This is a genomic window from Serratia sp. JKS296 (assembly GCF_900215445.1).
GTDB classification, from domain to species: domain Bacteria; phylum Pseudomonadota; class Gammaproteobacteria; order Enterobacterales; family Enterobacteriaceae; genus Serratia; species Serratia marcescens.
Genome location: NZ_OCMX01000001.1, coordinates 3039098 through 3051180, shown reverse-complemented (window position 1 = coordinate 3051180; position 12083 = coordinate 3039098). Strand labels below are relative to the sequence as shown.

The following is a 12083-nucleotide window of genomic DNA, read 5'->3' as shown; positions in this document are numbered from 1 at the left end:
GAAGGGTGAACATCATGAGTAACGTAAAGATTGAGAAGCCGCTCTCCGCCGATTCAACGGGCAAGGGAACGCTGTTCTCCGGGCTGAGCGGCAAAATGCCGAAGGATACCGGCATCTTCATCGTGATGATCGGCATCGCGCTGATCTTCGAAATCCTCGGCTGGTACATGCGCGATCAGTCGTTCCTGCTGAACCCGAACCGCCTGCTGCTGATCGTGCTGCAGGTGGCGATCATCGGCATTATCGCGGTGGGCGTCACCCAGGTGATCATCACCACCGGCATCGATCTCTCCTCCGGTTCGCTGATTGCGCTGACCGCGGTGGTGGCGGCCAGCCTGGCGCAGACCTCGGACAGCATTTCGCCGATGTACCCGGGGCTGCTCGATCTGCCGGCGGCGATCCCGATCGGCGCGGGGATCGGGGTGGGCATCGTCTGCGGATTTATCAACGGCTTCCTGATCACCCGCACCGGCATTCCGCCGTTCATCGCCACGCTGGGGATGATGGTATCGGCGCGCGGTCTGGCGCAGTACTACACCAAGGGCAATCCGGTCAGCTTCCTGTCGGACGGCTTCACGTCAATCGGCCAGGGCGCGATGCCGGTGATCATCTTCCTGGTGATTGCGGTGATCTTCCATATCGCGCTCAAACACACCCGCTACGGCAAATACATCTACGCCATCGGCGGCAACATGACTTCGGCGCGGGTGTCCGGCATCAACGTCAACAAATATCTGGTGACGGTTTACACCATCGCCGGCGGGTTGGCGGGACTGGCGGGCGTGGTGCTGGCGGCGCGCGTCAGCAGCGGCCAGTCGAGCATGGGGATGTCGTACGAGCTGGACGCCATCGCCGCGGCGGTGATCGGCGGCAGCAGCCTGATGGGCGGCGTCGGGCGCATCACCGGCACGCTGATCGGCGCGGTGATCCTCGGCCTTATCAAAAGCGGTTTCACCTTTATCGGCGTCGATTCTTACATTCAGGACATCATCAAAGGCGTGATTATCGTCGCCGCCGTGTCGATCGACATGCGTCGCAACCGCAAAAAACACTGATTGCCGTGAATTGCCGCCGGCGCCAAAGTTGGCCGGCGGTGTTTTTTTGCCGGGGGGCACATCATGAATTACCTGAAAGGGCTGTGGCTGGCGGTGGCGCTGTGTGCGTCCACCCCGGCATTGGCGCAAACCATCGGCGTATCGATGGCCTATTTCGACCAGAATTTCCTCACCATTATCCGCCAGGCGATCGACAAGGAGGCCAAGGCGCGCGGCATTACCGTGCAGTTTGAGGACGCGCGCGGCGACGTCGGCCGCCAGACCGATCAGGTGCAGAGTTTTATCAGCGCCGGGGTGGACGCGATTATCGTCGATCCGGTCAACTCGGCCAGCACGCCGGTAATGACCAAAATGGTGCAGGCCGCCGGCGTGCCGCTGGTGTACGTGAACCGCACGCCGGGCGACGCCAAACTGCCGCAGGGCGTGGTGTTCGTCGGCTCCGACGAGCGGGAATCCGGCACGCTGCAGATGGAAGAGTTGGCGCGGCTGGCCAACTACCAGGGCAACGTGGCGGTGATGATCGGCAACCTGACCGACGCCGGCGCGCTGCAGCGCACCAAAGACGTGGAGCAGGTGGTGGCCAGGTACCCGAAAATGAAAGTGGTGCAGAAGCAGAGCGCCAACTATTCACGCAGTGAAGGCATGGATCTGATGATGAACTGGCTGACCAACGGCGAAGCGATCGACATCGTCGCCGCCAACAACGACGAGATGGCGATCGGCGCGATCATGGCGCTGCAGCAGGCGGGCAAGGCGGACAAGAAAGTGCTGATCGGCGGCATCGACGCCACGCCCGACGGCCTCAAGGCGCTGGCCTCCGGCAAGATGCAGGTCACGGTGTTCCAGGACGCGGTCGGCCAGGGCAAGGCCTCGGTCGATGTGGCGCAGCGCATGATCAACGGTGAAAAGCTCGAGCCGTATTACTGGATCCCGTTCGAGCTGGTGACGCCGGCCACGATGCAGAAGTATGCGACCAGGCCGTGAGTTAACCGTCAGATTCGCGTTGCCGGGGCGCTGCTTGCAGCGCCTTTTTTATTGGCGTCAGTTACATGTCCGCTTGCGGCCAGCGCGGCGCGGGATCTTGCCTCACACTGAGGATCTTTAAACCGCGTGAGGATGAGCGATGAATGCATTAAACGGCAAGGTGGCGGTGATCGGCGGCGCCAGTTCGGGGATCGGCAAAGCGGCGGCGCTGCTGTTCGCCCGGCAGGGGGCGGCGCTGGTGTTGGGCGCCCGGCGCGCGCCGCTGTTGGCCGAGTTGGTGGAGGACATTCGGCGCGAGGGCGGCCGAGCATTGGCGGTGGTGGGTGACGTGCGCGACGAAGCCTTCGCCGAACGGCTGACGGCGACGGCGGTCGACGAATTCGGCGGGCTGGATATCGCCTTCAACAACGCCGGCACCTTGGGGCCGCTGGGGCCGTCGCTGGCGCTCAGCGCGTCAGAATGGCGCGAGGTGCTGGAAACCAACCTGTCCAGCGCCTATTACGGCGCCAAGCATCAAATTCCCGCCATGCTGGCGCGCGGCGCGGGCTCGGTGATTTTCACCTCCACGTTCGTCGGCCACACCGCGGCGTTTCCCGGCACGGCAGCCTATGCGGCCGGCAAATCGGGGCTGATCGGCCTGACGCAGGCGCTGGCGGTGGAGTTTGGCGGGCGCGGCATTCGGGTGAACGCGCTGCTGCCGGGGGGCACCGACACGGCGATGGGCCGGCAGATGAGCAATACCCCGGAGGCGCTGGCGCAGGTGGCCGATCTGCACGCGCTGAAGCGGCTGGCGATGCCGGAGGAGATCGCGCAGGCGGCGCTGTATCTGGCGTCTGACGCTTCCTCATTCGTCACCGGCACCGCGATGCTGGTGGACGGCGGCGTGTCCATTCAGCGCGGCTGAGGTTGGCATGGCCCGTGGCCTGGCGCCACGGGCATACGGGAGAGATTTACCAGCCTTTGACGGCGTCACCTTTGTAGATGTCGGCGGCGCTGGCCGCCACTTCGTCGGTCTGGTAGGCCTTGACCAGATCCTTCACTTTCTCGCTGTCTTTGTTGTCGATGCGGCTGGCGAAGATGTTGACGTAAGGCGAGTTTTTGTCTTCGACAAACAGCCCGTCCTTGGCCGGCGACAGGCCAATCTGGCTGGAATAGTTGGTGTTGATGATCGCCAGCGTCACCTGTTGGTCGTCCAGCGCGCGCGGCAGTTGCGGCGCTTCAATCTCGACGATCTTCAGCTTTTTCGGGTTGCTGACGATATCCAGCGCGGTCGGCAGCAGGCCGACGCCGTCTTTCAGGGTAATCAGCCCCTGTTTTTGCAACAGCAGCAGCGAACGGCCCAGGTTGGTCGGATCGTTAGGCACCGCCACCTGCGCGCCGTCCGGCAACTGGCTGAGTGCGGTTATCTTCTTCGAATACCCGGCGATCGGGTAGACGAAGGTATTGCCCACCGCCGCCAGCTTGTAGCCACGTTCCTGCATCTGCTTGTCCAGGTAAGGCTTGTGCTGGAAGGCGTTGACGTCCAGATCGCCATTGTTCAGCGCTTCGTTCGGCAGCACGTAATCGTTGAAGGTCACCACCTCCACGTCCAGATCGTATTTTTGCTTGGCGACCTTCTGCACCACCGCCCACAGCGACTGATCGATGCCGGCGCTGATGCCGACCTTGATGTGGTGCTCGTCCTGTGCGGTCGGGCCGCAGGCGGTCAGCAGGAGCGTGCCGGCGGCGGCCAGCGCCAACGTGAGGTTTTTCAGCGTAAATGTCATTTTCCCAGGGTCCTTGTCAACATTGCCTGCTAATTTTGGCGGGCAGAATAGTGGCAGTGACTGTAGGTAATCGCTGGGCTAAAACAAAATACTGATTCACTATGACTCATAGCGATTAGCTATGAGCGGCCGCTGCGCGGTGCGGATTGTTTTGACGGCGAATCGGCGGGCTTATTATGATAGCCATTGGCCCGTAAGGGCAGACTGGGTACTGAAACGAAGGAATAGACAATGCGATTGAACACTTGGAGCAAGGCGCTGCTGCCGCTGGTGGTGTTGGCCTGCGTCTCGGCGACTCAGGTTCGGGCGGCGGAGAGCGATACCGGGCCGATCCCTAAACAGCTGCTGGGCAACTGGCGCGTCAACAAAATTGTGCCGACTCAAACCACCGGCTGCTGGGATCAGCAACAGGCGCAGAGCCTGATCGGCGGCAAAATCAGCTATAAGGCGGATGCGTTCAGCTGGAACGACACGGCGCTGAAAAGCGAAGGGGCGACCGTCAGCACCGTAGAAGCGCAGGAGTTTGTCGAGGACAATGCCGGCAGCAGCTCCTATATCGATTTCCCGATGCTGGGCATCAGCACGCCGTCGGTCGAGCGTGTGGCCATTCAGCACGCGGATACCGTCATCAAAGGCATCACCGATCAGGGCACTGATGGGGTGCCCGGCGATAACGTGCTGGTGAAAGACGCCAACACGCTGATCCTGTCGTTGTGCAACGTCTGGTTTGAGGCGCAGCGCGAGAAATAATTTCTGCCTTCAGCCCCGGCAACGGGGCTTTCCCACCGCATCACCTCCCGCCATGAGCGCCATTTCTGAACTAAAATTAATCATAACGATATGACCCCGGCGTGATATCGGAGCCTCGGCTCAACCGAGTCCATGACAGGAGGCGCTATGTGTTACCACCATATTGTCATCGCCACCGATCTGAGCGATGACGGCAAACGGCTGGTCGAAAAGGGGGCGTTGCTGGCGGAAGCGCTGCAGGCCAAACTCTCGCTGATCTATGTGGACGTCCACTACGACACCTATCACGCGGCGATCGGCTTTTCGGAACGCAGCTATGACGGCGTGCCGTTCGAAGAGAAGATCCGCAAAGAGCTGGAACCCACCACGCAAAACGTCAATTACCCGATCGCGGAAGTGATTATCGGGCGCGGCGGCTTCGTTGACGAACTGCGCACGGCGGTCGTGGACAAGAACATCGATCTGTTGGTGTTCGGCCATCACCACGATCTGTGGAGCAACCTGTTTTCCTCTACCCGCAACGCCATCAACCAACTGAATATCGACGTGCTGGTGATCCCGATCCGTTCATAAGCGCGATCATGCCTCGTCCATTCACTCCGCGCTGCGGCGCGGAGTCTCTTTTGCAGCAAAAAATGCCGTGCTCGGTTGCATAATACATAAGTGAATACTAATGTGTTTATATGAACGAAAATGACATCTTCAAGGCGTTGGCCGATCCGACCCGCCGCCGCATCTTCGACAAACTCGCTGTCGCCAGCATGAACGCCAGTGCGTTGCGCGAAGGGCTGCCCATCAGCCAGTCGGCGATGTCACAACACCTTGCGGTGCTGCGTAACGCCGGACTGGTACGCGAGACGAAGCAGGGGCGCTGCGTCAATTACCAGGTCGACCCGGAAGGGCTGGCGCAGATCGCCCAGTGGCTGGCGAAGTACCGCGCCTACTGGCCGGCGCGCATCGACGCGCTGCAAAACTTGCTGAAGGACATGGATCAATGAACAAACAGGCTGAGCGGCCGCCGCGCGACCGGCTGGTGTTGGAGTATGCGCTCGAGGCGCCGCCGGAAAAAGTGTGGCGGGCGCTCAGCGTTCCCGAATTGCGCGAGCAATGGCTGCCGACGGGGGATCTGGCGCAGGCTGAACCGTTGGCCGCCACGCCGGGCGAGGCGGTGAGCTATCGCCTGCGCGACGACCAACCGCCGTTTCTCGAAAGCGTCGTCACCCTGCAGATCGTGCCGGACTCCGGCGGCGGCAGCCTGCTGCGGATTATCCACCAGCTCGACGCCGCCAACGATGGCCCGCCGACGGTGATGCGCGCCGCCTGACGCGTTAAACACATTTCTCTTTGTTGCCAACCCAGGAGTTCACCGATGCGTGAGAAGATGATGCTCGTCCCGATGGTGGTGGAACAGACCAGCCGGGGAGAACGTTCCTTTGATATTTATTCGCGCCTGCTGCGCGATCGGATCGTGTTCCTTAACGGCGAAGTCAACGACGACGTGGCCGAAATGCTGTGTGCCCAGTTGCTGTTTCTGGAGGCGGAAAACCCGGAAAAACCGATCCACCTGTACATCAACTCGCCGGGCGGGGCGATCACCAGCGGGCTGGCGATTTACGACACCATGCAGTATATCCGCGCGCCGGTGCATACGCTGTGCATGGGCACCGCGCGTTCGATGGGGTCGTTCCTGTTGATGGCCGGCGAACCGGGGCACCGCATGGCGCTGCCTAATGCCAGCCTGCACGTGCACCAGCCGCTGGGCGGCTTTCAGGGGCAGGCCTCCGACATCTTGATCCACGCCGAAGAGATGAAGCGCACCAAAGACCGGGTGATTCGGTTGTATGCCCAACATTGCGGCCTAAGTTATGAAGAGGTGGAGCGGGTGTTGGATCGCGATCGCTTCATGACCGCCGACGAAGCGGCGGTCTGGGGGTTGATCGATCGGGTATTGCGGGCGCGGTAAAGGGCTCAGGAGTGCGAGGCGGATTGTTGCGTTTGCCAAACCCGTTCAAGCCCGAATTCGACCATCGCAAAATAGAGACTGAAATAGCGTTCCGCCATGATGAAGAACGAACTGTTGAGTTCGATCACCACATTATTGGTGGTGGTCAGCAGGCCGGATTTTTCCGCCGCCTGCAGAATGCGGTTCACGTGCGCGCGTGAGACGGAGCAGGACTTGGCGATTTTGGCCGAGGAGAGCAGCAGAAAAGGGGCGTCCTGTCGGATGCTTTCGATAAACAGCATCAACAGCACCATGTGGCCGGCATCTTTGCTGATAAACAGCCCTGACTGTTGCACCAGATCGATCAGGTAGATCTCCTTGAGCATCAGTTGCCCGTAGGCGGCGAAAAAGGTGGACAGAAAGCCGGGCGCCGCCAGCAGCGTCGCGATGGGCATCTGTGGTGCCAGCGCCTGATAAGGCCGCGCCATTGAGGCGATCAGCGCCTGGGTTTCCGCCAGCGCGTGCGGCGTAGGCTTATAGCGTAACTGGCGTTTGTCATGCTCACAGGGTTTGACCTCCAACCGGCGCCCGACCCGCAAAAAAAACAGAAAGGAGTCGAGGGAGTTCTCGCTGATCAAATTTTTCCCTTTAAAAAAGGCTTTGATGTCTTTCAGCCCGGCGGCGGGCTGATGGTAATAAATGGACAGGATGGTGGAACAAATGATGAACCGGCTGTTCCTGAAGATGATTTTGTAAAACAGCGGATGTTTCTTGTAGGTCTCTTTCAATAACTCCCCGTGTTTGACGATGGCGGCGTGAAACGCCGGTGACTGCCTGATGATGTTGGCCTGTTTCTCCAGGTGAAACTGTAGCTGGAATCTGCTTAGACTCATTTTCCCTATTTCCTGTACTTAAAAAATGTGCTGCTTTTTATCGTTATGGGTTTGCTGTGTATGACTTGACGATCTGTTGGCCCTGGTCGTTGATGAGGGTGGCCTGAACGGTGATCTGAGAGGGAAGTTCCGACGCTGCAACGTTGTCCAGGTGATAATCTCGCGTGCTGAATGGCGCGGTCATCATGTCGCTTTCTTGCCGCACCGGGGCATCGCGCCTGTCGGTTTGCACGGTGATGCGAGCGAACGAGAGATAAAACGCCGACCGGTTGTGACAGCGCAGCAGATAGCCGCCCGGTGATTTTTGCAGCGTGAACGAAACGACCTTGGCCGCGTTGTCGGCGTTTCCCTTCAGCGCGCTGGGGCGGTAGAAGATTTTCATCTGCGTGTTCATCGCCAGCGTCACGCGCGATGCCAGCGGCGGCGTGGCCGGCCGGCTGGGCGGGATCTCATACAGGTTAAGCCAGAACACCGACTCCCTGTCGGCGGGCAGGCTCGCGCCGGCAAACAGGATCCGCAGCCCTTTCAGCGCCGAAGGCTGCAGGGCGAATACGCTCGGCAGGGTGACAAACGGCGCGCGGGACAGTTCGGGGGCGGCGTTGACGTCACCGTTATCGACCCAGGTTTGCGCCACGATCGGATAGCCGTTGGTGTTGAGCAGCATCAGGGTTTTTTCCGTCTCGCCCTCGTGAAAGATCACCCGCGTGGCGGAGGCGATGATGCCCGCCTGCGCGCCGATGGAAGCCAGCGCCAGCAGCAGGGCGCATCCCATAATCAGGCATTTCTTTCTCATCATTGCACCTTAACCCAGACGTAGGCCCTGGCGTCCACCTTGCCGGCGGTGACGGTTTGGCCAGGCAGCCGGGCGAGCGTGGCGGTGAGCTGGGTGGTGTAGTGGGTAAACCCCGCCGCGGTGCTGCCGCCGCCGCTGGCGCCGTTGAGCACCGGATACCAGCCGGCGTCATTGCCCTGCGGGCATTGCCCGGCGCTGCAGCGCGCCCAGCCGACAAAGTTCATCGGCGCGCCGTTACCGGCGTTGGCGAGCGCGATGCCCACGCCGGTAGCGACGCTGCTGTCGGTGCCGTAGCCGCTGGAGAGCAGGTAACTCACGCCGCCGTTGGCGCTGACCAATCCGAGTCGCTGCGCCGCGACATAGCTTTCATACGGCACCTGCAGGCCGAGGGCGGTATTGTTGCTGCTGACGCCGGACACGGCGGCGTTGTCACATTCGATATTGAGGGTGAACTGCGCCTGTGAGGTTTGCCCGGCGGTCAACTGGCTGACGGAGAGGGTCGGCAGGATCACCAGCGGCGTGACGTTGCGCGCCACGCAGGTGGCGGTATAGGTCAGCGAAGAGATCGGTGCGGTGCCCATGCCCATCGCATTCCAGCGCCCGGTGCCCCAGGTGGCGTAGTTGGTGGCGGAATCGCTGCCGATAGGATCCGAGGCGATGCCGGGCCCCTGAAAGGTGACATAGCCGTTCGGCTGCGTGCAGGTATAGTTCGAATTGCCGGTGGTCGACGCCATGCCCACCAGCGGGTTGCCGGCGCTGTAGCCGCAGTAGTTGCTGGCGCCCGCGCCCGGCAGCGAGCTGATGCGGATCAGATCGGCGCGGATGGCGCTGAAGTCTTTCACCCGGATCTGGATTTTGTTGCCGACGGTGGCGTAGCGGGTAATCGGCGCCGACTGCCAGTAACGGGTAAAAACCTTGCCGGAATCCAGGTGGGTCAAACGGATGCCGACGTAAGGGAAGTAGGTGGCGTAATAGTTGGGGTTGCCGTCCCTGGCGCCCAGATCGTAATAGCCGCCGACGCGATCGTCGCCGTTGGTGGCGAAGACTTCATAAATTTGCCCGACATCGCCGGCATCGCATTCATACAGCACCTTATTGGGATCGGGATAGCGGGTGCCGGAGGTCAGATCGAACACGCTGGTGCCGAGCGGCGTGCCGACGGGCTGCAGATAGGTGCTGGTCAGGTTGACCCGACCCAGCGCCGTGCCCACCCCGCAAGGATCGCAGCCGGAGTCGATCCAGGGGGCGACCCGCGTGCATTGCGCCAGCGCCGCGGGCGCGCCGAACAGCGACAGGGCGAACAGCGCCGGGGCGGCGACCAGATAAGAAATGCGTTTCATCGTCTCTCCTGAGATAAGTTAAACGGGCTAGCGGCACGGGGCGCTGAGCCGTTGGATCGGGCTGTCTTCCGCGACGGGCAGGCGGTAATGCAGCGTGCACTGCTGACCGGGCGCGTCGCCCCAGTTCAGCCTCAGCACACCGGCATTCCGGTCACTGCGCAGATACACCTGATTGGCCTGGCCGACCATGCCCACGCTGTTCCCCGCCTTATCCAATACGTTGGCGCCCATCGGGATCGGCGCGTTATCGGGCCGCTGCGCGGTGATCAGCAGTGCCTGGCCGCGCACGGTGTTGAAGCGCAGGCGCACCGTGGCGCCGGCGTACGGCGCGACGCGCCGCTGGCCGTCTTCCAGTTCCGCTTTGTCATTCATGCCCTCGGGGTTCAGCGCGACGGTGTTGTAGTGATAGGGCACCAGCGCCGGCGCCAGCGCATAGCCGAAGCGATCGACACGCGCGCCTTGGCCGTCCATCACCTGCGCGCCGTTGGCGCCGGGCGCCTCGATCAGGGCGAAGGTGTCACCGACATACGGCCCTAATGTCACGCCGCCGCGGTGCGCCACCACCGCGCCCTGCAGCGACAGTGAGCCTTGTCGATACTGGCGCGCGGTGGAGAACGAGCCGGTGACGTTGGCGTAGGGCAGGCGGGTTTGCAGGTTGCCGCCCCAGATGCTTTGTTGGCGATCGTCGTCGGTGGTGAAGTTCAGGCCGTAGCTGACTGGCTGCTCGTCACCGACGCTGCCCGACAGCGCAGCCTGATAGTTGCCGCCCTGACCCTGGCTGTGGTTGGCCAGCAGCGAGACGCTGGGGGCGGATGACGAACGCCCGAGCGGGAAGCTCAGCGACAGGGCGGTGACGGTCTGCGTGTTCTGCGCCAGCGGCGCGCTGTAGACGTTGTCCAGCGGCCCGTAGCCGCGGTAGTCGCCGTTGCTGTAGCCCAAGCTGCGGGTGCGGGTGACGGAGAGGTTAAGCGCCACGCCGTTGCCGAAGGTTTTCCCCCAGCCCAACTGGAGCTGATTATCGCGGCCGCGCTGATCGCGGTAGTCCTGGGTCGAGCCGGACATCGTCAGGCTGCCGAACGCGCCCATGCCCTGATTGACGGCCACCTCGAAACGCGAACGCTGGCGGTAGGAGTCGGACTGCCAGCGTTGGCCGGTGACGGCGGCGCGCCGCACGCCGAGCACGTCGCTGAGATCGCGGAAACCTTCGGTGGAGTAGCGGTAGCCGGCGATGGATAATGTGGTGTCCGTCGGGCTGAAGGTTCGGCTGTAAGAGAGATGCAGCATCCAGCCTGAGGCGCCGCCGTCCGGCAGGCTGGCGTGGGAATAGGTGGTGTCCATGCCGAAGGCGCCCAGTTCGTTGCTGTACACGCCGCCCAGCATCATCGCCTGATAGCCGTCCGCCAGTTGGTTGCCGAGGTTGAAGGTCAGGGCGTTGGTCAGGCCGTGCTGCCAGGTCACTTCGCTGAACAGATCGTTGTCGCCGACGTAGCGGGAACGGCCGACAATGGCGGAGTAGCGAGACTGGCCGGGGCGGATGGATTCCGGCACTGCGGCGAACGGCACGGTGAAGGTGCTGACGCTGCCGTCGGCTTCGGTCACCACTACGGTCAGATCGCCGGCGTAGTTGGTGGCGTACAGATCGTTGATGGCGAACGGCCCCGGCGCTACGGTGGTTTCGTACAGCGTGCTTTTGCCCTGCAGCACCGTCACGCGCGCGTTGCTTTTCGCCACGCCGCGCACCACCGGCGCATAGCCGCGCTGTGAATCCGGCAGCATGCGATCGTCCGAACTGAGCTGAATGCCGCGAAAGCCCAGGCCAGAGAAGAAGTGCCCGTCGGTAAAGCCTTCGCCCAACAGCATTTCGCTGCGCCAGGGCAGGATTGCGCGCTGCACGTAGCGGCGGCTGGTGTCCAGGTGACCGCCGAACTCCCGATCGTAGCGGTAGCTGGACTGCTGACGGTAGCGCCATAGCCCGAGGTTGAACCCGCCGTTCAGGTTGGCGTAGGTCGAATCGAGGTCGCGGGTTTGCCCCTGCCGGTAGCTGACGTGGTACTGGTTGAGGTTGTAATTGACGAAGGCCATCGATTCGCCGCTGTCCAGGCTGGCGGGGTTGACGCTGCCGCGCGGCTGGCCGTTCAACAGCGCCTGCGGAATGCTCAGATCCAGCCGCAGCCGCGAGATATCGGCGTTCACCGCGATGTCTTTGAGATCCCGGCCGGGCAGCAGGCATTCCGCCTCGGCCGCCGGCGGATTCTTCAGCCCGAAGCGTGTCAGCTGCGGCCGATCGAAACAGGGCAGCACCTGCTTGTCTGCGCGCACGAAGCGAATTTGGTCGCGCTCGAGAAACTGGCCGTTGAGGTACAGATCGATCTGATAGCTGCCGGGGGCGACGGCGTCCTGTTGGTTGAACTGGCTCAGGGCGCTGTTGCTCAGCACGCTGCCGCGCAGCAGCGTGGGATCGAAGGTATAGCCGTCGGCGGCGGCGCAGCCCAGCGGCAGCGCCAGCAGCGCGCAGCACCAGCGCGCGGGCAGCGGCGTCGCCTTGCGGACATCGAACATG

General features: G+C 62.3%; 13 protein-coding genes. 8 read left to right on the top strand and 5 right to left on the bottom strand.

What is annotated here, in order from left to right:
* Positions 1–14: 14 nt before the first annotated feature.
* The 3 genes from CRO23_RS14550 to CRO23_RS14540 all read left to right on the top strand — a co-directional run bounded on the left by CRO23_RS14550 (position 15) and on the right by CRO23_RS14540 (position 2943).
* Positions 15–1055 carry an ABC transporter permease gene (locus CRO23_RS14550; protein ID WP_025160279.1) on the top strand — a complete coding sequence of 347 codons (1041 nt, stop codon included), beginning with the start codon at positions 15–17 and terminating at the stop codon, positions 1053–1055.
* Positions 1056–1118: 63 nt separating this feature from the next.
* Positions 1119–2039 (top strand): sugar ABC transporter substrate-binding protein, encoded by a 921-nt coding sequence (locus CRO23_RS14545; protein ID WP_097102334.1) that lies wholly within the window; start codon positions 1119–1121, stop codon positions 2037–2039.
* Positions 2040–2178: 139 nt separating this feature from the next.
* On the top strand, positions 2179–2943 hold the full coding sequence (locus CRO23_RS14540) for an SDR family oxidoreductase (protein WP_033640649.1): 765 nt from the start codon (positions 2179–2181) through the stop codon (positions 2941–2943).
* A gap of 46 nt (positions 2944–2989) precedes the next feature.
* Here the strand turns inward: CRO23_RS14540 and metQ are convergent, their stop codons facing one another.
* On the bottom strand, positions 2990–3805 hold the full coding sequence (gene metQ, locus CRO23_RS14535; protein WP_016928123.1) for a methionine ABC transporter substrate-binding lipoprotein MetQ: 816 nt from the start codon (positions 3803–3805) through the stop codon (positions 2990–2992).
* A gap of 231 nt (positions 3806–4036) precedes the next feature.
* Between metQ and CRO23_RS14530 the strand changes: the two genes are divergently transcribed.
* From CRO23_RS14530 to CRO23_RS14510, 5 genes are all read left to right on the top strand, one after another.
* Positions 4037–4555, top strand: coding sequence for a hypothetical protein (locus CRO23_RS14530; protein WP_048795217.1), 519 nt, complete (start codon positions 4037–4039; stop codon positions 4553–4555).
* Between the two features lie 147 nt (positions 4556–4702).
* Positions 4703–5128 carry a universal stress protein gene (locus CRO23_RS14525; protein ID WP_015377548.1) on the top strand — a complete coding sequence of 142 codons (426 nt, stop codon included), beginning with the start codon at positions 4703–4705 and terminating at the stop codon, positions 5126–5128.
* Positions 5129–5238: 110 nt separating this feature from the next.
* A complete protein-coding gene (locus CRO23_RS14520) occupies positions 5239–5553 on the top strand; it encodes an ArsR/SmtB family transcription factor (protein ID WP_097102332.1) in 315 nt (104 codons plus the stop codon).
* A complete protein-coding gene (locus tag CRO23_RS14515) occupies positions 5550–5879 on the top strand; it encodes an SRPBCC family protein (RefSeq protein WP_097102330.1) in 330 nt (109 codons plus the stop codon). The genes CRO23_RS14520 and CRO23_RS14515 overlap by 4 nt, the downstream gene beginning before the upstream one ends.
* A 45-nt stretch (positions 5880–5924) precedes the next feature.
* Positions 5925–6518 (top strand): ATP-dependent Clp protease proteolytic subunit, encoded by a 594-nt coding sequence (locus tag CRO23_RS14510; protein ID WP_016928119.1) that lies wholly within the window; start codon positions 5925–5927, stop codon positions 6516–6518.
* A 5-nt stretch (positions 6519–6523) separates the two neighbouring features.
* On the opposite strand, the gene CRO23_RS14505 is transcribed toward CRO23_RS14510, so the two are convergent.
* Genes CRO23_RS14505 through CRO23_RS14490 form a run of 4 tightly spaced genes read right to left on the bottom strand, consistent with a single transcriptional unit; the run spans position 6524 to position 12082 of the window.
* The gene (locus CRO23_RS14505) at positions 6524–7390 is read right to left on the bottom strand and encodes a hypothetical protein (RefSeq protein ID WP_016928118.1); all 867 of its coding nucleotides are present in this window, start codon (positions 7388–7390) and stop codon (positions 6524–6526) included.
* Between the two features lie 43 nt (positions 7391–7433).
* Positions 7434–8183: a fimbrial biogenesis chaperone gene (locus CRO23_RS14500; RefSeq protein WP_028128038.1), complete on the bottom strand. Its 750-nt coding sequence runs from the start codon at positions 8181–8183 to the stop codon at positions 7434–7436.
* Positions 8183–9523: a fimbrial protein gene (locus tag CRO23_RS14495; protein WP_016928116.1), complete on the bottom strand. Its 1341-nt coding sequence runs from the start codon at positions 9521–9523 to the stop codon at positions 8183–8185. The genes CRO23_RS14500 and CRO23_RS14495 overlap by 1 nt, the downstream gene beginning before the upstream one ends.
* A gap of 27 nt (positions 9524–9550) precedes the next feature.
* On the bottom strand, positions 9551–12082 hold the full coding sequence (locus CRO23_RS14490; RefSeq protein ID WP_097102328.1) for a fimbria/pilus outer membrane usher protein: 2532 nt from the start codon (positions 12080–12082) through the stop codon (positions 9551–9553).
* Between the last annotated feature and the right edge of the window lies 1 nt (position 12083).